The sequence below is a fragment of the Nostoc sp. NMS9 genome (genome assembly GCF_017114995.1).
GTDB lineage: Bacteria > Cyanobacteriota > Cyanobacteriia > Cyanobacteriales > Nostocaceae > Nostoc.
Map to the genome: position 1 here is coordinate 62,565 of NZ_JABXKL010000048.1, position 20,772 is coordinate 83,336.

The 20,772-nt window shown below is 40.7% G+C and carries 21 protein-coding genes; 12 read left to right on the forward strand and 9 right to left on the reverse strand.

The annotated features are described in order from the left end of the window. Window positions 1-28: 28 nt before the first annotated feature. On the reverse strand, window positions 29-1,150 hold the full coding sequence (locus HWQ40_RS15295) for a HAMP domain-containing sensor histidine kinase (protein ID WP_292779114.1): 1,122 nt from the start codon (window positions 1,148-1,150) through the stop codon (window positions 29-31). Window positions 1,151-1,619: 469 nt separating this feature from the next. Here HWQ40_RS15295 and HWQ40_RS15300 point away from each other — a divergent pair, with 469 nt between their 5' ends. The 9 genes from HWQ40_RS15300 to HWQ40_RS15335 all read left to right on the forward strand — a co-directional run bounded on the left by HWQ40_RS15300 (window position 1,620) and on the right by HWQ40_RS15335 (window position 11,063). Further along, window positions 1,620-2,459 (forward strand): Pvc16 family protein, encoded by an 840-nt coding sequence (locus HWQ40_RS15300; protein ID WP_099100382.1) that lies wholly within the window; start codon window positions 1,620-1,622, stop codon window positions 2,457-2,459. Between the two features lie 30 nt (window positions 2,460-2,489). Beyond that, the gene (locus tag HWQ40_RS15305; protein WP_292779116.1) at window positions 2,490-4,151 is read left to right on the forward strand and encodes a phage tail sheath C-terminal domain-containing protein; all 1,662 of its coding nucleotides are present in this window, start codon (window positions 2,490-2,492) and stop codon (window positions 4,149-4,151) included. Window positions 4,152-4,269: 118 nt separating this feature from the next. After that, complete coding sequence (locus tag HWQ40_RS15310) at window positions 4,270-4,725, forward strand: phage tail protein (RefSeq protein WP_094331970.1); 456 nt, start codon at window positions 4,270-4,272, stop codon at window positions 4,723-4,725. A 22-nt stretch (window positions 4,726-4,747) separates the two neighbouring features. Continuing rightward, on the forward strand, window positions 4,748-5,242 hold the full coding sequence (locus HWQ40_RS15315; protein ID WP_292779117.1) for a phage tail protein: 495 nt from the start codon (window positions 4,748-4,750) through the stop codon (window positions 5,240-5,242). 11 nt (window positions 5,243-5,253) lie between these two features. After that, window positions 5,254-5,601: a hypothetical protein gene (locus HWQ40_RS15320; protein WP_251959044.1), complete on the forward strand. Its 348-nt coding sequence runs from the start codon at window positions 5,254-5,256 to the stop codon at window positions 5,599-5,601. 446 nt (window positions 5,602-6,047) lie between these two features. Next, window positions 6,048-6,431 carry a hypothetical protein gene (locus HWQ40_RS15325; protein ID WP_094347971.1) on the forward strand — a complete coding sequence of 128 codons (384 nt, stop codon included), beginning with the start codon at window positions 6,048-6,050 and terminating at the stop codon, window positions 6,429-6,431. Continuing rightward, the gene (locus HWQ40_RS35645) at window positions 6,374-6,577 is read left to right on the forward strand and encodes a DUF6760 family protein (RefSeq protein WP_313931140.1); all 204 of its coding nucleotides are present in this window, start codon (window positions 6,374-6,376) and stop codon (window positions 6,575-6,577) included. The genes HWQ40_RS15325 and HWQ40_RS35645 overlap by 58 nt, the downstream gene beginning before the upstream one ends. Beyond that, complete coding sequence (locus tag HWQ40_RS15330; protein WP_292779119.1) at window positions 6,574-8,565, forward strand: FHA domain-containing protein; 1,992 nt, start codon at window positions 6,574-6,576, stop codon at window positions 8,563-8,565. Before HWQ40_RS35645 ends, HWQ40_RS15330 begins: the two co-directional genes overlap by 4 nt. Window positions 8,566-8,882: 317 nt before the next feature. Further along, a complete protein-coding gene (locus HWQ40_RS15335) occupies window positions 8,883-11,063 on the forward strand; it encodes a CHASE2 domain-containing serine/threonine-protein kinase (protein WP_292779120.1) in 2,181 nt (726 codons plus the stop codon). 131 nt (window positions 11,064-11,194) lie between these two features. Here HWQ40_RS15335 and HWQ40_RS15340 read toward each other — a convergent pair whose 3' ends face one another. Next, window positions 11,195-11,647, reverse strand: a complete 453-nt coding sequence (locus HWQ40_RS15340; protein WP_292779122.1) for an Hsp20/alpha crystallin family protein — start codon at window positions 11,645-11,647, stop codon at window positions 11,195-11,197. 771 nt (window positions 11,648-12,418) lie between these two features. Here HWQ40_RS15340 and HWQ40_RS15345 point away from each other — a divergent pair. Continuing rightward, window positions 12,419-12,814 (forward strand): hypothetical protein, encoded by a 396-nt coding sequence (locus HWQ40_RS15345; protein WP_292779124.1) that lies wholly within the window; start codon window positions 12,419-12,421, stop codon window positions 12,812-12,814. Window positions 12,815-13,208: 394 nt separating this feature from the next. Continuing rightward, window positions 13,209-13,937 (forward strand): hypothetical protein, encoded by a 729-nt coding sequence (locus HWQ40_RS15350; RefSeq protein WP_292779125.1) that lies wholly within the window; start codon window positions 13,209-13,211, stop codon window positions 13,935-13,937. A 54-nt stretch (window positions 13,938-13,991) separates the two neighbouring features. On the opposite strand, the gene HWQ40_RS15355 is transcribed toward HWQ40_RS15350, so the two are convergent. The 4 genes from HWQ40_RS15355 to surE all read right to left on the reverse strand — a co-directional run bounded on the left by HWQ40_RS15355 (window position 13,992) and on the right by surE (window position 17,036). Beyond that, a complete protein-coding gene (locus HWQ40_RS15355) occupies window positions 13,992-14,768 on the reverse strand; it encodes an MGMT family protein (RefSeq protein ID WP_292779128.1) in 777 nt (258 codons plus the stop codon). A 30-nt stretch (window positions 14,769-14,798) separates the two neighbouring features. After that, on the reverse strand, window positions 14,799-15,446 hold the full coding sequence (locus tag HWQ40_RS15360; protein WP_292779131.1) for a PAP/fibrillin family protein: 648 nt from the start codon (window positions 15,444-15,446) through the stop codon (window positions 14,799-14,801). Window positions 15,447-15,533: 87 nt separating this feature from the next. Next, window positions 15,534-16,157 carry a hypothetical protein gene (locus tag HWQ40_RS15365; protein WP_292779133.1) on the reverse strand — a complete coding sequence of 208 codons (624 nt, stop codon included), beginning with the start codon at window positions 16,155-16,157 and terminating at the stop codon, window positions 15,534-15,536. Window positions 16,158-16,355: 198 nt separating this feature from the next. Then, the gene (gene surE / locus HWQ40_RS15370; protein ID WP_292779136.1) at window positions 16,356-17,036 is read right to left on the reverse strand and encodes a 5'/3'-nucleotidase SurE; all 681 of its coding nucleotides are present in this window, start codon (window positions 17,034-17,036) and stop codon (window positions 16,356-16,358) included. A gap of 586 nt (window positions 17,037-17,622) precedes the next feature. On the opposite strand from surE, the gene HWQ40_RS15375 reads away from it, so the two are divergent. Beyond that, window positions 17,623-18,360 (forward strand): TPM domain-containing protein, encoded by a 738-nt coding sequence (locus HWQ40_RS15375; protein WP_292779138.1) that lies wholly within the window; start codon window positions 17,623-17,625, stop codon window positions 18,358-18,360. 92 nt (window positions 18,361-18,452) lie between these two features. Here the strand turns inward: HWQ40_RS15375 and HWQ40_RS15380 are convergent, their stop codons facing one another. The 3 genes from HWQ40_RS15380 to HWQ40_RS15390 form a co-directional block, all read right to left on the reverse strand. Beyond that, window positions 18,453-18,836 (reverse strand): DUF4346 domain-containing protein, encoded by a 384-nt coding sequence (locus HWQ40_RS15380; RefSeq protein ID WP_292779141.1) that lies wholly within the window; start codon window positions 18,834-18,836, stop codon window positions 18,453-18,455. A gap of 139 nt (window positions 18,837-18,975) precedes the next feature. Continuing rightward, window positions 18,976-19,464: a pentapeptide repeat-containing protein gene (locus tag HWQ40_RS15385; RefSeq protein WP_292779144.1), complete on the reverse strand. Its 489-nt coding sequence runs from the start codon at window positions 19,462-19,464 to the stop codon at window positions 18,976-18,978. Between the two features lie 60 nt (window positions 19,465-19,524). Continuing rightward, complete coding sequence (locus HWQ40_RS15390; RefSeq protein ID WP_292779147.1) at window positions 19,525-20,706, reverse strand: GNAT family N-acetyltransferase; 1,182 nt, start codon at window positions 20,704-20,706, stop codon at window positions 19,525-19,527. Window positions 20,707-20,772: the final 66 nt, after the last annotated feature.

Consider the following 20,772-nt stretch of genomic DNA (forward strand, 5'->3'; position numbering starts at 1 on the left):
ATTACGAATTACGGATTACGGATGCGAATTAATTCACACTCCTTGGTCGAGGCAAAATCATCGAAAATTGTGCCCCACTTTCTGATAAAACTTGTGCCCAGATACTTCCTTGATGATCCAAAATAATTTTTTTAGCAATAGTTAAACCCAATCCTGTGCCTCCTTTCCTTCGGGAATAAAATGGCGTAAATATTTTTTGTAAGTCCTCTTGAGACAATCCTGGCCCTTGATCGGAGATTTTAATTAAAACTTCATCTTGAAAAATTTGCCAGCTACAGGTAATAGTTCCTGAATTAGGACTGAAATGAGCGGCATTACTGAGGATATTATCAAAAACTTGTTTCATTTGTAATTTGTCTATCTTCAGTCTTGTCGAGGTATCGGGAATCAATATTTTAAGTTTTTTCTGATTAATTAGAGGTTGCAAATTTGTGAGACTTTCAACCACTAAACTTCTTAAATCTTGAAATGTTATCCTTAATTTTGTACTTTGACCGCAATCAATCAGTTCATTTAAATTAGTATCTAAATCTTGTATACTTTCGCCGATGATTGTTGCTTGCTCTTGCCAAGGGCTATCCTCTAAACCTAAGCAGAGATTATGTGCATACAATCCTATAAGTCCTAGAGAGTTACGCAATTGATGACCCACTCGATGCAAGATATCTTCTAGGAGTTTAATTTCAGTTTTTTGTCTGCCATAGTCCAAGTAAACATCTACATACTTACTCAGCAGCATAGCAGAGCGTTTTACATATACTTGTAAACTCGACGAGAGAGGTTCATGAGTAATGATTTGAATGTATTCAGGTTTTTGATTTCTATAGGATATGGGGCAAATGTAAGAAATAGATGAAAAGTCCTTAAGTTTAAATTTATGTAAAGTCAAAGCAGGCGGAAAATCTGTAAGCCATGCTTCTGAACGCAAATAATTTAAAGTTTTTGGGGAAAAGGGAACTTGGTCTTGACTATAATTTATCACCTCTTGATTAGCTCTTAATAATGAGTCATGATAGACAATGCGAGCGAAAAAAATTGGATACTGACTAGTTAACTGCTCAGACTCTAGCTGACAAAAGCTTTGGATGTCTGAGGAACTCAAATAATTAGAGCCATTGTCTAGTTTTTGTACAGAAAAGCCTAGTGTCATAGCTTCACTCGCTTTTTGCAACCAAATGTTTTACTCTTCTGCTGACCAGTATAAAATTATGCAGTCTCAGCAATGTTTATTTTTTTGTTAAGTTATCTTTTGAGATAATTCATACAAATAATTATTAAGGTTTGTATTCACACGTGTATTAAGCTAACTTTGCTGTGTAAAGAATTTTGTAGTAAGGACTTTAGTCCTAATGTTAAGCACTGAAATACTTACTACGTACCCTGGCTTTCGTTAGCTTAATGGACAACTTAGGCGGGCTTTTCAGCCCACCCCAGAAGAAAAAAATTTAGTGCGTCCAATTAAGAACTGCTCCAGATTAATCTACAAACTGAAGTTGCTGCTTTTCGGATTTTTGACCCAATACCTCATTTAAAAAATATCGACAAAAGTCTAATTAACTTTAGAAGCCCCATACATATACTGTAGATGCATCTGGATTAGCTACCAGCACAACACTTTCATGCTTATCTTCGTTCTTCAAACTTTAGCCGAAATTCTAGCTGGAGGAACCTCACTTACCAGTACCGAGCAAATTGACTTTAGCCATCCTGGTAATCGGAGGGAAGAAGGAGCAGGGCCGACTCTCAATTTATATATTTTTGATATACGTGAGAGTAAGCAGGTACAACATTCTGGCAGACAAGTAGAACGCAAGCTAACACGCGCTCTACAACCTGCTACCGTAAATTGGGCACCCGCTTGGTTTGATGTTTCGCTGCTATTAACAGCCTGGGATAGAACAGCTTTAGGTGAGCATCACTTTATCAGTGAGGCGTTGACTGTGCTGTTGCGCCATCGCACCTTGGAAGAGGAGTTTTTGGTTCCTGAATTACGGGGCTATGGTAATTTAAACATGACAGTTGCCCTAGAGCCACCAATTGAGATTGGCTCTTTATGGAGCGCTCTGAGTGTGCCATTGCGTTCAGCCTTATATTTGACAGTTACAATCCCCTTCGAGCCACAACCGACTCCAGTGCCTTTGGTTTGGGAGCGAATTTTCAATTTGCGAAATCAATTGTCTCGTGATAGTGACAGTCTAGTATTAACCAGGCGAGTTGCGATCGCGGGTATTGTCAAAAGTGCGGTGACAAATCTGCCGCTGGTAGCGACAGAAGTGGCTGTGAGAGGAACTGACAAGTCCATATCAACTACTAAAGAAGGGCTGTTCTTCTTTGAAGACCTTCATTTAGGTAATTATGTTTTGACTTTGAATCATCCTGGCTATTTACCCCAAAACGTCAATGCATTGGTAGATAACCAAAGTAATACTTTCAAAGAAATATTTCTAACTCCTGAATAATTAGATTTTTACTGACTTGGAGAGACTTTCATGGCTAGACTTGATTACTTTGCTCCTGGTGTCTATATTGAAGAAATTGACCGAGGTAGCCGACCAATTGAAGGTGTTAGCACAGCAGTTGCCGGATTTGTCGGTTTTACTGAAGATGTTCGCGGTGGGGCTGAATTATACAAGCCCATGCTAGTAACCACTTGGACGCAATTTTTAAACTACTTTGCCCGTCCCAACTCTGATGGCTTCACCGACTTCAACGCTTATTTACCCTTTTCAGTCTACGGCTACTTTATGAATGGTGGCGGTCGTTGCTGGGTAACAAGCATCGGGACTCAGTTACCAGGCGCACCCAGACCCGCAACTCCAGAACCGGCTAACTTACGAATTAACGCTCGAGGTAATCGTCCAGCCCTGCGTTTTACTTTGCGCCCTGAGCAAGCATCAGGTGGATTAGTAAATATTGTAATTATTGATGGTTCGCCCCGTGCCTTACCCGAAGGTACTGAAGGAGAAGCGCCTCCCAATACAGGCGAATATTTCACCATCGAAATTCGTCGGGGAGATGAACTTCTAGAGCAATACGAAAACTTGACAATGAACCGCGAGCCTGCTGGTCAGGTAGCCACTTATGCGCTGGCGGCATTGAGAAATTCGATGTATGTCACTTTAGAAGACATAACTCAAAGCGGACAGCCTTTAGCTCGTCGTCCGGTTAATGGTCAATATGAACTAGCACCGCCCATTGTCGCTACCCCACCTGATAGATTTTCGCAAAATTTAGAAGGGGTTCGAGACGATCGCACCGGGGTACGGGGTATCTTTGAAGTTGATGAAATCACAATGCTGGCCTGTCCTGATGTGATGCGGGCTTATCAAGAGCAAGTACTGAATTTAGATCAAGTTCACGGCATCATCGAACTGATGATTAGTATGTGCGAGGGTTCTGCCAGTGGCGATATTCCCAATCCGCCCAATCGTATGGTTGTACTTGATGCGCCACCGGAAGCCGTCAAACCGCAACAAGTAGTGGAATGGTTGAATAGATTTAACCGTCGTTCGATGTTTGCGGCCCTTTATTATCCTTGGATCAAAGTACCTAATCCACGCGATCGCGGTAATCCAATTTTAGTACCTCCTTGTGGTCATGTGATGGGTGTTTGGGCCCGCACCGACGAAACTAGAGGAGTTTACAAAGCGCCTGCAAATGAAGTTCCCAGAGGCGTAATTGGTTTAGGCTATGACACAAACTTCCGCGAACAAGAACTATTAAACCCCTTGGGGATAAATTGCATTCGCAGCTTCCCCAATCGAGGTATCCGCATTTGGGGTGCACGCACTCTAGTTGAGCCAGATAAAACAGAGTGGCGTTACATCAGTGTGCGTAGATTAATTAGCTATATCGAAAAATCCCTAGAACTGGGGACTCAGTGGGTAGTTTTTGAACCGAATGACCAAGATTTATGGGCGCGTGTAACCCGCACCGTCAGTAACTTCTTAGAGCGCATCTGGCGTGAAGGTGCTTTGTTTGGGGCATCTCCAGCACAAGCATTTTATGTGAAGTGCGACGAAGAATTGAACCCACCAGAAACCAGAATTTTAGGACGTTTATATATTGAAGTCGGAGTTTGTCCCGTCAGACCTGCGGAGTTTGTTGTTTTCCGCATCAGCCAATGGAATGGTATTGAAGATAGCGAATAGGGCATGGGGGATTGGGCATTGGGCATGGTTATTTTCTTTGTCTCCCTCATCCCCCTCATCTCCCTCATCTCCCTCATCCCCATTCCCAAATTAACTACACACAAAGGAGTCTAAAAGTATGGCAGGCGAATTTTTAACCTCTTGTAAATTTTACTTCGAGGCTGACGGAATTACTGATAAGTTCATCAAAGAAATTAGCGGACTAGGCGTTGAGAATACACCAGCGCAAGAAGTTCACGGTTCATCTAAGGGCGCTAAACTAATGCGTCAAGCTACACCAACTGTTGTTAAATTTACCAACATTACAGTAAAAGTCATCGCCACTGATGATATAGACCTTTATAAATGGTATCAAGACTGTAACGAAGACATGGGAGACCCTCGAAAGTGGGCACAGAATCGTAAGACTGGCTCGGTGGTTGCTTACGACCAACAAGGCTCTGAAAAGGCACGCTGGAATATTGTCAATTGTTATCCCTGTAAATACACCGGGCCTACCTTAACAGCCTCTGGTGGTGATATGGCAAATGAGACTGTTGAATTGGTTCACGAAGGAATTAAACGAATTAAATAATTAGCATTTGCAGTAATTAACAGTGGTACAATCCGCAAGCCGAATTCCAGAAGTTCTGACAGCCCATCGGTTCTATTTAGAACTGACACTAGAAGGTCAAAACGATGCCAATTGTTTCTTTTTGGAGTGTCAAGGCTTTAAAAGAACACAAGAGGTAATTGAAATAACTGAGGTCACTTCTCAAACCTGGGGTACAAAAGGGCAATCAAAAGGTCAGGTGGTGAGAACTAAGCTTCCTAGCAATCCCAAGAGTGGTAATCTCATTCTGCGTAGAGGTACCACTAAATCTATGGATTTTTGGAAGTGGTTTGAAAAAGTCCAACAGGGTAATTGGTCTGAGCAACGTAGACTTGTTGCTTTGTCTATTTATAATCAGGCAAATGAAGAAGTAGCTAGATTTGAATTAGCCGGTGCTTGGCCTGCAAGTTACAAGATTGCCGATGTCAACGCCCGCAGCCATGACATCGAAATAGAGGAAGTGGAGGTTGCTTTTGAGGAATTTAAACGCGTGAAATAATTAGGAGGATTATGTTTCCCACAGAGTTTGAATTTACACTGCCAAAGGGGTATCTAGACTCTGAAGGCAACCTCCATCGCAAAGGTGTAATGCGGTTATCAACGGCGATAGACGAGATTGCACCCTTGCGTGACCCACGTGTTAAAGCTAATCCCGTTTATGCCACAATTATTATCTTGTCGCGAGTGATTACCCACTTGGGTGCTTTATCAGAAGTTACTCCTGCAATCGTGGAAAACTTTTTTTCCCAAGATTTAAATTATCTCCAAGATTTTTACCGTCGAATTAATGGCTTGGAAGGCGAAACTTCCATACCGGAAGATACAGTAAATTCTCCCGAAGCACTTCTTCATAATTGAGTCAGGCATTGGGTATTGGGGAATGAGGAGCAGGGGACAGGGGGAAAAGTTCCAAGCTACGTCTGCAAGTATCAAAGCCTCATAAAAGGAGTTCAAAGACTCATTAATGAGTATCAAAGCCTCATAAAAGGAGTTCAAAGTCTCATTAATGAGTATCAAAGCCTCATAAAAGGAGTTCAAAGCCTCATTAATGAGTATCAAAGACTCATTAAAGGAGTTCAAAGCCTCATTAATGAGTATCAAAGACTCATTAAAGGAGTTCAAAGCCTCATTAATGAGTATCAAAGCCTCATTAGCCTCGTTCCCAGCCTCCAGGCTGGGAATGTATTCCCAGAGGTTCTACCTCTTATCAACAAAGAGGAGGCGGAGCCTCCCAGAATGGATTCCCAGCCTGGAGGCTGGGAACCAGTCAGAGACTCATACCCAATGCCCAAATTCAATAAGCTATGCGCCGTAAAAAGGATACTCTCTGCACAGAATTTGCTTTCACTCTTCCTAGAGGATTGAGTGATGGCGAACAACGAGTACATCGTCATGGGGTGATGCGTTTAGCTACCGCCAAAGATGAAATTTTGGTGCAACAAGAGCGCAAAGTTCAAGAAAATCCGGCTTACGGTGTCTTGGTAATGCTTGCAAGGGTTATCACTCGCTTGGGCAGTTTCAACTCTGTGAGTCCTGATTTACTCGAAGGACTTCTCCTACATGACATTGCCTATCTCCGAGAATTTTACAATCGAATCAATCAACAAGGCAATGTACACATTCCGACACAATGTCCCCACTGCAATACTCAATTTTCAGTGGAGCTAGAACTAGCGGGGGAGTCGTAAGCTACCCCTCTGATACTTTATATGAGGAGGTAGCTTTTATTGCTTATCATTTCCACTGGTCACAAGATGATATTTTAAATTTAGAACATACTACCCGTCAGCGCTGGGTGGCAGAAATCAATAAAATTAACCAAAAATTAATATGAAAGTAAAAGTTAGCTACTCACCAAATCTAAGTGAAGTCAATGAAGTTGACCTTACCACAGAAACTCCAACGAGAGGAGAATGGCTAATAGGTCGTTCTCCTGATTCTGATTTAGTTCTAGACAGCCCTGATATCAGTCGAGTACATGCTAAGTTTTTTGTTAAAAGTGGGAATTACTACTTTTCTGACCTTGGCAGTAGAAATGGCTCAATATTTAACGGGAAGCAAGCTGAAAAAGATCGACCATATTCTTTGAGTGATGGAGATATTATTCGGATTGCAGATTATGTTTTGATCTTGGAAGCAGTTGCCCCCGCTTATGAGCAACCAGAGACAGTCTTTAGAATTATAGATCCTTCACTGTTTTCTCGGCCGCGATCGCCTGAAAATGTCAGCGCTGCCAATGTTGTTAATCCAGCCCCAGAGGTAGTTAACGAAGTTCCAGCGCCGATTAGTCAAGAAGTAGGAACACCTGAAATTAAAGCTGCTTCCCCAGAAATCAGCGAAATCTCAGAAGTTGTTTCTAATCAACCTGATGATGTTATCCCGGTTGTTGAGATAATCGCCCCTGAAAACATCATTCAACCACCAGAAGCAGTCAACGAAGTTCCACACGATGTCCGTAATGAAATTGGGGATTTGCCTACATTCAGTAAACCAGATGGTGAGGAAGTAGAGGTTCCAGAAGTCAGCGAAGACTCAGAAGTTTCTTTGACTGAACCTGATGACGCCATAGCTGCACGTGAGAACGTCATTGAAACTCCTAAAGAGGAAAGTATAGTTCCAGAAGCTACCCACGATAAGGTTACAGACTTTGAAGCAGCACTGGCAACAGAATCTACTTTCGTACAACAGCGTGATATAAGTGCTATTCCAGAAACTACTGACGACGAGGATGCAGAGTTAGAGGCAGCACTAGAAGCAGAAGTTACATTCGTACAGCCACGTGATATTTTCAACGAAGTTCCTGCACAAAGTGCTATTCCCGAAGCTAACTACGATGAAAATGCAGAGTTGGAGGCAGCACTAGCAGCAGAAGTTACCTCCGTACAGCCGCGCGATATTTTCCACCATGTATCTGAGGAGGAAAGTGACATTCCCGAAGTTGCTCATGATGAAGTAGTAGATTTGGATACGCCAGTAGCAGAAGAAACCAGTGAAGTTGTTGAAGACGAAGAGATTCAGCCACAAGAAGCATTGAGCCAAGCTACACAGGATACCACTGATGAAGCGATAGATTGGGATAGGTCAGTTACAGCAGCAGACAGCGCAGATGTTGACGAATTAGAACCTACTTCTGCGGTGGATGAAACAATAAGCGAAGTTTCTGAAGCATCAACTGCACCTGATGATGCCGTTGCGGAAGTTTTAAGCAACCAATACATTGATTTGAGTAATGCAAGTACTGAAGAAGTTAATCTATATGTTGATGATGTTGCTGCACAAATAAGTGAAATTTCTGACTCAGATGATATTCCATCTTTGGAAACAACAGAAAGTGGAGCTACTGAGAGCATCAGTCAAACTATTGAAGAAGTTTCTGAAGTAGAAGAAGATCGGTTTGATGAAACTCCAGAAGAAACAAATGTCAGTGAGTCTCCTCAAGCAATCATTGAAAGAAATATAGTACTCATCGCTCATGAAAGCAAGAAATCAGAACTTGCTGAATTGGTTTCTGAACATCAGGAATTTTTCTCACAGAGTTTTACAATTACCTGGCCATCTCTTAGTGAAGTCTTACATCAACAGGCAGGGATAACTATTAGTCAACAAACTCCCGCACCAACTTCTGGAGGATATCAAACAGTTGCTTCATTGGTTGGAGCAGGAGAAATTGTAGCAGTTATTTTCTTGCGAGATTTGCTGCAACCTCAGCCTGGTCAAGCAAATGAAGAAGCACTGTTAAGATTATGCACTATTAATCAAGTTTTATTGGCTACTAATTTGTCAACAGCAGAGGCGATTGTGCATTATCTGAAACACATATAGCAATTCTAAATTAGTCACGAACAACAAGATACCGGACTTATTAGACCTCTTGCATAAATCAAAAATAAAGAACCCCACCCCGCATTTGCTGATGCAAACGCTCCCCTCCCCTTGGTAAGGGGAGGGGTTGGGGGTGGGTGTTAGGGACTTTTGCAAGAGGTCTATTAAATAAATCCGATATCTGTTTGTATTAGTGTTTGCAAGTAAAATATGATTACTATATTTTTTGAAAAGTTGCAAATTGCGTAGAATAATTTCAATAATAAAAATTAATCTAAAAATATAGGTAGATTTTAAAGTAAAACCTATTTAAAAAAATGGTTGTAACTTTTAAAAGTTTATTTAGACAGCCAGTTATTCTTTCAAGTGCGATCGCAACACTTCTGTTAGTAGGCATTCAAAAACTGGGGGTTTTCGAGCCTCTAGAAATGAAAGTCTACGACCAAATGATGCAATTACGTGCTGACTCAGGCCCAGACACTCGTTTGTTGATTGTTGCTTTAAGTGAAAAAGATATCCAAAAATGGAATTGGCCCCTGTCTAGTGAACTTCTAGACCAGCTATTAGGCAAACTTGAAGAATATCAACCGCGAGTCATTGGTCTAGATATTTTTCGTGACTTACCAGTACCACCTGGTCATGACAAACTACTGCAACGCTTACAACAAAGCGATATCATCATTCCTATCTGCAAACATTCTGGTTCTAACAATCCGGGAATAGCGCCTCCAAAAGGCGTTGAAGCAGAGCGAGTCGGATTTAATGATGTCGTAGAAGATACTGATGCCACAATTCGCCGCAATCTATTATTGGTAAGTGCAGAAGAGTCCGATTCTTGTCAAAGTACCTATTCTTTTAGCTTACAACTAGCGCTCAAATATTTAGAAGTCGGAGGCATCCAACTAGAATTTACCCCCAAAAAGGAACTAAGACTACGTAATACTGTATTTAAACCCCTGCAAAGTAACGCTGGCGGTTATCAAAAAGCAGATACCAATGGCTACCAAATCCTGCTTAACTACCGTTCTGGTCATCAGGTTGCCCAGCAGGTAACTATTACAGAAGTACTTGCAAATCAAGTTAAACCAGATTTAGTTAAAGACCGCATTGTTTTGATTGGTTCAACAGCCAATAGTTTAAATGATATTTTTAATACGCCCTTTGCTAGCGGTAAGTCAGATAATTCTGGCAAGATGGCCGGAATTGAAATTCATGCCCACAGCGTTAGTCAAATTCTCAGTGCTGTTCTGAACAAACAACCTCTATTTTGGTTTTTGCCTGAGTGGGGTAAAGTCCTTTGGATATGGGGATGGACTGTAGTTGGTGGGTTGCTGGTATGGCGGATTCAACATCCGCTAGGCTTAGGATTGGCAGCAGCAACAGCCCTGGCAGTATTATTTGGAGCTAATTTTCTCATTTTTACCCAAGCTGGATGGTTGCCAGTCATACCTCCGGGGTTAGGGTTAGTATTTACTGCCGGGAGTGTCCTTGCCTATAGTGCTTATCAAACCAAGCAAGAGCAAAAAGAAATTACCCAACGGGTTCAAGAACACCAACAATTAATTGTGGAATTGCAAGGTCTTTTACGGCAGCGTGGCAACGCCTCAAATGAAGCGCCAACGATAATTGTTGATTCCATTGGGCAAGAAATTGCACTAGGCACGGTACTAAACAACCGCTACAAAATTACTCAACCCTTGGGTTCTGGGGGATTTAGCAATACTTATTTGGCTGACGATATCCAGCGTCCTGGTAATCCGCAGTGTGTGGTTAAACAGTTGCGGCCTCCTCGCCAAGATGCAGAATATTTAAATGTTGTCAGACGCCTATTCGACGCTGAAGCAGAAATTTTAGAAACTTTGGGTAAGCACCCACAAATTCCCCAACTACTAGCTTTTTTTGAAGAAAATCGGCAATTTTCTTTAGTGCAAGAATTTGTTAGAGGACACGCTATGGATAAAGAGTTAACTGCTGGGAAGCGGCTGAAACAAGGTGAAGTTGTGGAGATACTCAAAGAAGTTTTAAACGTGCTGGTTTTTGTTCACAGCTATGGTGTAATCCATCGAGATATCAAACCTAGTAATTTGATTAGGCGAGAATCAGATCGGCACATTGTTTTAATTGACTTTGGTGCTGTTAAGCAAATTCAACCTCAGCAGCAAGAAGCTCAGACAATTTCAATTGGCACTCCTAGTTATGCACCTTCGGAACAAATGAGCGGGTTGCCAAAACTCAACAGCGATATTTATGCGTTGGGAATTATGGGAATACAAGGTTTAACTGGGGTAGAACCCAGAGAGTTTCGTAGAGACACAAATACTGGTGAAATAATTATCCAAAGTGAATCTGATGCTAATCAACAGATTTGGCAACATTGGCGCGAATTAACTGAGGCTACAGACGAGTTGGTTATGATTTTAAATAAAATGGTACATTTCGACTTCACTCAACGATATCAGTCAGCCGCAGAGGTGCTTAAAAATCTCGAAAGTATTTAGTACTTTTTCTAAACACTAAAGTGCTAATAAAAAAGCTCGGTTACTTGCATAACCAAGCTCTTAACTATTTCAATCAATCATTGGAGGTAAAATAGTGCGTAGGCGTAGCCCGTCGTAGACATCGCAAATTATTAGTTAGCAGATTGTTCCAAATTCACTTTGACAACTTTGTTCTTTTCTTGCTCAGTTTTAGGGAGTGTTAGATTCAAGATGCCATCTTTATAATCTGCCGTAACGTTAGTATTTTGAATCCGAGCCGATAGAGGAATTACGCGTTGAAATTTACCGTAATGAAACTCACTTCTGGTAACACCTTTTTCCTCTGTTTTCGTTTCAGACTTCCGCTCACCGCTAATGTAAACAGCATTTTCTGTGACTTGCACATCCAGGTCTTTAGCTTCTATTCCTGGCAGTTCTATCTTCAGATGAATCGCATCTTCAGTTTCTTGGATTTCAGCAGCAGGAACTTTGCTTAAGCCTTTGTCAAACAATGCAGATGGTAGTCTGGTATCTTCAAATAAACTATTGATTTGGTGTTGTAGAGTGTCAATTTCTCTCCAAGGATTCCAACGAACTAGTGTCATAACTCTTTCTCGCATCAGTTAGCTTTGTTTAATAAGTTTTGCACTTAACTTTGTGCTTACATATTCATATTATGTAGAGTTGAACCTGCTGTAAATTCGGTTTTTAACACCAATGAATTGATGATTACCGTACTAAATTAGATAGAAAAAATTTTACAGTCTACTGTAATTTGTATGTTCGGTAAACCCGAATACGCAAATTAGATTTAATTTATACTAAACCAATAAATTTGCTATTGAAGGGATAGCACAGAAATACGATGCCTCAGTTGGGCTATGTTTACAACTGAGTAACAGCTTTGCATAAATTTTTAGATAACCTCAGTTAAATACATATCTGTTCAATTTTGTCCTGCACTTAACTCCCGATTTATTAACCAACACAGTATCAATAATGAAACTCTTTTCCCTGCTCAATTTTGCACACATTCTTGATTCTAGTGTCCTACCTAGAATCGCTAGGAATCAAATAGCTACTCATAGCAAGAGTGGCACATCAATCAACACAGCTATCAAATCTAATACTTTACACAACCATTCCACAGATATCAATTGCCTCAAAACCTTTGATACTGCTGTTCTTGCTTATCACATGATGGGTCTTAGCAACTTTGAATGAACCGTAGGATGCGCTCAATTAAATCACCCGAATGGGTGAAGAGCAAATCAACCGTTCAGGTGAACTGGGTGCAGGAAGTTAAAACAGATAAAAAATAAGACTCTATTACTCAAGAACACTAATTGCACTTTACTATAACTAAGGATAATCCTATGAAACTCTCTATCTTGATTGATTCTGTACTCATTGTTACTTCTATTGCTTTATTGCCTGGAATCGGTGGCACTCAAATAGCTACTAGCAATAGTGGCGAACCTATAGCTATCAACTCTAATAATTTATCTACTCATTCCAATAACGTCAGCTACCTCAAACCCTTTGATGCTGTATTTCTAGCTTATCAAAGTAATCTGAAAGCACAGGGTATTCCTAGCAGTAGCGCTTTGGTATCTCAATACCAAACAGGAAACCTGACTGTACCAAATCTGGTTAAGGCTGCTGTCAACACTAAAAAGTTACCAGCACAAGCTATGAATGATAAAGGTTATCTAAACGCTGTCGAGTCACAGCTGACATCATACGACAGTACTAATGATTTATCTTACTAAGTACAGACTTGCGGAGGTTCGTAATGGATTTATAAAATGCTGTACTATCATCTGGTTGCTTTGACAACAAAATGCGTAACCGAGCAGGAAAAGCTGCTGTCTCCCCCTAATCACTATTTCATTTGCAAAAATTACTTTGACCCCTTCAACACCTTGGAGGGGTTTTTAGTTGGTGCTACGGTTGTTACTTGCTCTAGCGTCATCCCATGCACAGTAGCACTGGAATGCTTTCTGCTCCCACAATGGCGTAGCATATCACACTTTTAGAAAAAAGGGACGGGTCATAAATTATTTACTGTTCTATCAAATTAACGTTGTTAAGTTACTCAGCAGGTGTAGTTTTCACCTCCAGGCTGTGTTAGATATTGTGACGCGAAACAGGAGTATAGATACTTTGCTAAAGCTTTCTCCAGAATCTCCTCTATTTATTGTGTTAATCATTATTAGTTTTCTAGTAGTAACTTTGTCAACTTGGTTATCATCTAAACCATTTGTTTTAAAACCATTTGGGGTTAATGATATTGTCCAACTGCTCACATTACAATTATTCATTTCTTTGCTGTTAGAGCGTTCTTTAGAAGTTTTTATAACTACTTGGCGTGGCCCATTCGTCGAACAGTTAGATATTAGTATCCAGCAAAAAAAGGCTCTATTGTCTGAGAAGATAAGACTTATGGAAGTACAACAGAACCAATTCTCTTCTTTCGAATCTAATCAAATCAGTGGACTCCCACCAGAAGGAATGAGTTTAGAACAGCAAATCATCCAAAACTTTACACAAAACCAACAAGAACCATTAAAAATATTCAAGCCACAAATGGATGATATAAATGAAAAAGAGCACCAAAGAGCAGCCTATAAATCTGATACACGAACAATTGCTCTATGGACATCTCTTTTATTCGGTCTTTTAATGAGCGCAATAGGTATTCGCTCAATTGAGCCACTTGTAGTTATTGATTTAGATAATCCCATACAAGTAATTATTTTCCGTTGTTTAGATGCATTGCTGACAGGAGGTTTAATTGCAGGAGGTAGCGAGGGAATTCATAAGCTCATAAAAGTTTTTATCGACTTTATGGAAGCTACATCTAAACAAATCAAAAATCAGGGATCGTCTTGATGAAGTTCTGAATGTAGGATAATATTATCAATATTCTGGTAATTACATTAATATCTATTCTAAATATAGAGTACCATCTTCCCATAAATAATCTTTAATTTCTACAAAATTTTTGTTTAAATTGTTTAATAAATCTGCTTTAGATAAAACCTGAACTTTTTCCATTTCCAACTTATTTTTTTGTAAGCTCACATAAGTTATCAAATAACCTTTAGAGTCTAATATTCTATGTACCGGATAATCAACAGGTGAAGTTTTTTTTAGGTATATAGGAATAGCTCTCAGATAGCTATTATCTACTCCTATAGCTTTGATTATCTGTTTATATGTAACTACTTTTCCACTTGGAATTTTGATAATAAAATTTAGAAATCGTTTATATGGATTTTCAGATAATGCTGGAAATTTATTAGTTTGAACCTGAAAATTACTACCAACCTTGATTTGACCTGATTTAATAACTACACCTAAAATTCCTCTTTTACCTTGGATGCTTTTTAATGATTCTACCAAGTGAGCTATTCGCTTACATGGTTCGCAGTGAAAAGTTAGCCGAATTGCTGCACCACTTTCAAAGGTTAGCAAAGAGCCAGGGATAAATTTATCAATTTCTATACCTTGAACCACAATATTTTCTCGCAATTCTCCTGGTTGAATTGATAAGTCGAAAATATCTTCGTACCTAACAATTAGAACTTGCCTGGGACTTATAGGATCGGCATTAATATCTCCTTCTATACCATGATTTACCTTTAAATTTAATGTTTTTAGCTCTACCATTGCAGAGCCTAGTTTTATTTTGCTAAAAAGATGCATGATTGAGAGAGCCATATTCATTCAGCAGCGTGATTAATCTCAAATTTAGGAGGTGAAGTCAGGTAAATTATCGGATTTACTAAGAATGAATAAACTTCCATCTCCTCCACGTCCAATTCTTAAGGTTTCATCTAAGTAAGTAATATCCAATGTGGCAGTTCTGCTAGTAGGATTATTAGCTGGGACAACCTTAAATGGGTTAAGTTGAGGAGTATTAATACCAACAATCTTCTCAATCGATAGATAGCGTTTGTCAAAATAGACGTTGATACGTTTGTTCTCTAGAGGCTCTAAATCTTCTTTGGCTGGCTCAAAGCTAGCTGTCACTTTGACATATCCCGATACTAGTCCCAGAGGATGTTGAACTTTAGCTAGATTGAAAAACAATTTATTTGCAACATCAATAACTTGATAAACTTTACCCAGCTTTAATCCCAATGGAAGAGAAGCTAAAGAACGTATTTCTCTGGCTGTGGAGTATTGCAGTTGCCAAGCTCCCTCTAGCAAAGAAGTAGCGTAGATAAGAGGATTGAGATTGGGATTGACTCTCTCCAGTTCCGTCGTCAATTGTTCAATTTCTGCGGCTAAGGTTTTGTTTAGCTGCAAATCGGTAATGGGAGAGCCGTTGCTTTTTATTTGAATATTCTCAAGCTTTACTTGTAATTTTTCCTTAATTAAAAGTTGGTTATTCAATGGTTAAAGATTTTCCTTTATATCTTCTATTTCTTTAGTTCAACTTTCATGCGGGAAGTGCATAAAAGTTGAATTATTTAGATGAGATTAGTCAATCAGTTGTGGGGTGGGAATTTGCGTATCGAGATCTGCTTGAGAATAAGTAGGAAGCAACCAGCTGCTCTCACCTGTCTTAAATACTTTGGCAGGTTCAACATTCAATTCAATTGCACCAGTGGCTGGATTGGTTCTAGCAAGAGACTGTGTGCCATCGACAAACTTAACGGCGATTGGTTGGGTCAGTTCTTGTGGTTGAGCGTTTGGGCCTAGAACCACTTGAGAACCTGCGGGTAAGTAAATGCCATCGCAATCCCAATCATCATCGGTGATTGTTCCTGCGCCCAGAAAGTAGAGTTGGGTTGGAGATTTTTTTGGTTTATTGGCATAGACAGCCAAAGTCTTTCCAGTTTCATTGCGGCACTGCGCCCGCTTTCTAGCTGTTTCTATGACATTTTTCTGAGACTGCAATTGTGCCAGTCGCTGCTGGAATTGCTCAGGTGTATAGCCAGCTTGCTCAGGTGTATTTTTTACAGTTAGAAGTTGATTGAGCGCCTGAGTTACCTCAGCATAGTCAGCCCCCTTAGTGAAATCCTTGCCTGCCCAAGAGGGTTGAGCAATTAGCAGGTTCACCATCAATACGAGAGCGACAAGAACAATTTTGAGAAACTGCATATATTTCTCCTTTTTTTGAAATTAGTGTTCAGTACCACTGAAACTTTACCAGATTTCAAATCCTTGAAAATTTTGATCGCGATCGCACCAAAAATAGCCATAAGATTAATTAATAGCCCTACAAGCTCTCCTAAATATCCAAATAACCTGTAATAGCCTAAAAGGTGGTAACAGTTAACTAGTAACTAATGGCTGATGTCAAACTCTTAACTGAGTGACGGCGATATTGCCGGAAAAACATACATCTACATCGCTACCAGGAGTGCGATCGCGTTTGCCATATTCCCCTACATAATAAAAATCATCGCCTTCAATTCGATAGTTCACGGGCAAAGGTTTGGTACAGGCTTGGCAAAATACCACTTCCGGATCTGGTTCTCCTGGTTGCAGATGCGGCAGATTCACATTCCAGAAGCTTCCTGGTTCTAGGGGACGCTTGAGTAAATCCGCTAAAACTTCAGCAGTGAATTTGGCAGCCAGATCCCAATCAAAATTCTGTTTGGCTTTGCGATACTGAGAAATGGCAACTCCGGGAATACCGTGCATCGCGGCTTCCCGCACGGCGGCAACTGTGCCAGAAATATAGGCATCGACTCCCAAATTGCCCCCAGCGTTGATACCTGAAAGTACAAATTTGACATCTGCCGGAATTTGTGTTAATGCAATTCTCACACAATCAGCGGGAGTACCTGCGATCGCATACTCAGTCTCAGAACGTCGCTGGAGGTTGATAGCACGAGTAGTAGTAACTTGATGTCCACAGCCAGACTGATGATCGGCAGGAGCAGCGATAATAGAATTTTTGCCATTTACAGCTTTGAGCAGCGCTTGGATACCAGGGGCATCAATGCCATCGTCATTAGTTAAAAGTATAGTCATGTATATATGATATTGATTTAGCTAAAATATCAGAAAAATGCAGATATCAACCATCACATAGACATCTACAGCAGAATTCAGAATACAGGAGTAAAACACGCTTTATACCTGGGTAACAGACGAATCGTTGTGTACCTCACTTTCCTTGAAATCTGCTGTATATAAATTAAATATGCATCATCCAGAACCCTTGTAGAGACGTAGCAGTACAACCTATTTACATTCTTTTTCACTCAGATATCTAATGAGTACGGCAGGAAAAGCTATTCGCAGATATGAAAAAATATGGCGTTGTTGAACCAAAATATGAATCATGCGATATGATTTCTAGATGGTTTGCAAATTCCGCCCTAAGCATTTGGGTTAATTCCCAAAATGGGCGGTATTTCTTGTGACTAGCAAGACAGTTAATGTTAGGTTAATACTTGCAACCGCCCTCAGAACAAGTTTGTGTAATCAAAAATCCCCTACAATACATATTTGCTGGGAATATCAGAAATTTTACACTGAAGAAAATCGGGAACGAGGTGATTTTTGCAGTGGTTCTGTAGTATTTTTGGTGCAAGTCTGTCTTAGGGATCACATAATGAAACAGCTCCTCAAACAAGTTTTTAGCAGTCAAAAACACCTCATCCGGCTAATTCTACCTTTGGTGACGCTTATTTTCGCAGCCTCGCTGTTTGCCACACCTGCTTTAGCCACGGGTGTGTATCAAATACCCAACCTGACAGCAGGGAATGACACCTGGGTTTTGGATCAAGGTGAAGTCATCAGCCGTCTGAATGAAGGCAAGATTAGCAGCGCTTTTAAGGATTTGGCAAAGCAAACAGATAAGGAAGTAAGAATTGTTACTGTTCGCCGCCTCGACTACGGTGAAACACCAGAAAGCTTTACTAAAGAACTGTTTGAAAAATGGTTTCCGACAAAAGCAGCCCAAGCTAATCAAACCTTATTGGTTCTTGATACAGTTACCAATGGTACCGCCATTATTACTGGGGATCAAGTCAAGCCAATGCTTACTGACTCTATTGCCGAGAGTGTAGCTACTGAAACAGTAAGTGTGCCGTTACGCAATGGTGACAAATACAATCAGGCATTTCTCGATGCAAGCGATCGCCTTGTCGCCGTTCTCTCTGGCAAAACCGATCCAGGGCCACCCCAAATAACTGACAATGTGCAGGTTGAAGGCACTTTCAAGAAAGCAGAAGAAACCAACCAAGGTAACGCTACTGCTTGGGTAGTAGGATTGTTAATTGCCGCCACTGTTATCCCAATGGCAACTTACTATATCTATCAGATAAATCAGCCCTCATCTAATGGGTAATGGCGGAGTTATGAGTTAGGAGTTAGGAATGGAGTTAGGAGTTAGGAGTTATGAATTTCTAACTTTTAACTTTTAACTCCTCACTCCTAACTTTAATCTTGAACATACTCTTGCCCTGTAATTAAAGCTACCTCAGCCCGGATAAATTCTCGACCCAAATAAGCTGCATGATCTAATTTAGTTACCAAAGTGGGCTGAGTTTCTTCAAAAATTTTCACACAAAGTTCTTTCGCCGTTCTCGCGCTAAAAACTGTTGTATGAGTTCGTTCTACCTTTGCTCGCGCTGGAATTACCTTTCCCGTTTCGGGATCGACAGCTAAACCGCGATCGTCAATCACATTTGTAAAATGCTTGGCATAAATTAATCCTGCATCTCGATCTAAGTAAATAATGAAATATCCACCGGGATCGAGGTCAATATGACGCTGGGAAAGTTTATCATCAATTGCGGCTAAATCTTCAATTATTAAATCCATAAGCATTATAAAAAGAAATTTTCTTTCTTGAGGGTTTTTACACTCTATATCAAGTGTAATTCCTATCTTCCTTAGTCTTCTTGATATCTTTCAGATATTTTTGATTCCTTTTACTTAAAAGAGAATCAGAGAATTAGACTCAATTATTCCGAATAGTGCCATCTGGCATAATGGTGTTACGAAAATTAATGCGACGCAGACGAGATCCTTCCAAATTGGCTCCAGTCAAATCAGCTTCCCACAGAATACATCCCCGCAAATCAGTTCCACTCAAATTAGCCCCGGTAAGATTAGCTCTATCGAAGCTAGTTTCGTGAAATCTCGCTCCTCTAAGATCAGCGTTGGTCAAGTTAGTAACTCTAAGGTTCGCGTAAGACAATCTAGCACCTCTAAGATCAGCTTCAGTCAAATCGGCAACGTCTAAACAGGATTGAGCCAATCGGGTATTGACGAAACTGGTACGCTTCAAGATGGCACGCTCAAAAGAGAACTCGTCCATCTTATTTCCACTAAAGTCAGCATCACTCAGGTCAATTCCCGACAAATCCCCACCCAACTTGACTCCAGCAAAGTTTCTTTCCCCAGCAGCATATCTTCTAATTAATTCATCACGATTCACACGATCCATAAATATTTTCCTGAACTTATAGGACTTACGCAGTGATGTTACGAAAGTAGTTCCTTTTCCTCAAGTATTTTTCTCACTAAATGGTAACTCTGCATTAATTGCCTCAATCTGCTGCTGTTCGAGTTGATTCACTTCCTTAATATAGGGAAGTAAAATTTTTCCTAAACGATTATTGTAAAAGCGGTGCAAACTGTGATTGGGCATAGCGGGGAAACCACGGCGTTTTTTGTGTCGCCCACCTGCGCCAGGGTCAAAAATTTGGATGCCGTTAGCGATCGCCCACTCAATTGGTGCATAATAGCAAGCATCAAAATGTAAGCAATCTATTTCTTGAAAACTTCCCCAATAGCGTCCATAGAGTTTGTCACCTTTAAATAAACAAAAAGACATTCCTAAAGGATGAGAATTATCTTCCTCGCTATATGCGGCAACAAACAAGACTCGATGGCGATAATCGGTGTGTAGCTGCTCAAAAAATCTCCGTGTGAGATACTTGCTACCCCACCAGCCAAATTTATCACAGGTGTCAGCATAGAATTGGTGCATCAACGGAAACAAAGACTGAGGAATTTGATCGCCACTCAGTGGTTGCAATCGTAAACCTGCTTTTTCCACAGCTTTGCGTTCCCGCTTGATATTGCGCCGCTGATTGGCGTTAAACACCTTCAAGTAATCATCAAAAGTTTTAAAGCCAGCATTTTCCCAGATGTAGCTGTGGTGCAGCCAAGTTGTAAAGCCATGCCGTTCCAGCATCGGACGCCATTGGGGATCGACATAGAGAAAATGACACCCAGAAATCCGATTTTTGGAGCAAAAAGTGTCAATTTCATGCACCATCAGCGCTGTGATTTCATCCTCATCTTCTCCTGGGGCGATTAAGAACCGATAACCTTCAGCTGGGGTGAATGGTGTCATTCCCAGCAATTTTGGGTAATATTGGACTCCGATGCGATCGGCTAACTCTGCCCATTGGTGATCGAAAACAAATTCACCAGAGCTATGCCCTTTAAGATAAAGTGGCGCAGCAGCAATCAGCGTTTTATCTCGCCACAGTGTCAAGTGATTTGGCAACCAACCAGTTTTAGCCGTAACACTCTGGGAAGTTTCGAGATTATTCAACCATTCCCATTCTAAAAATGGCGTTTTGAGTGGCATTCCCAAAGCATTCCAGGCATTTTGAGGTACTTCAGCGATTTTGTTCGTCCAAACGACAGAATAGCGAGGCTTAAGTTGTTCCACCATCTTAGGGAAGTAGGGAGTAGGGAGTGGGGGCAAGGGCAAGGGCAAGGGCAAGGGCAAGGGCAAGGG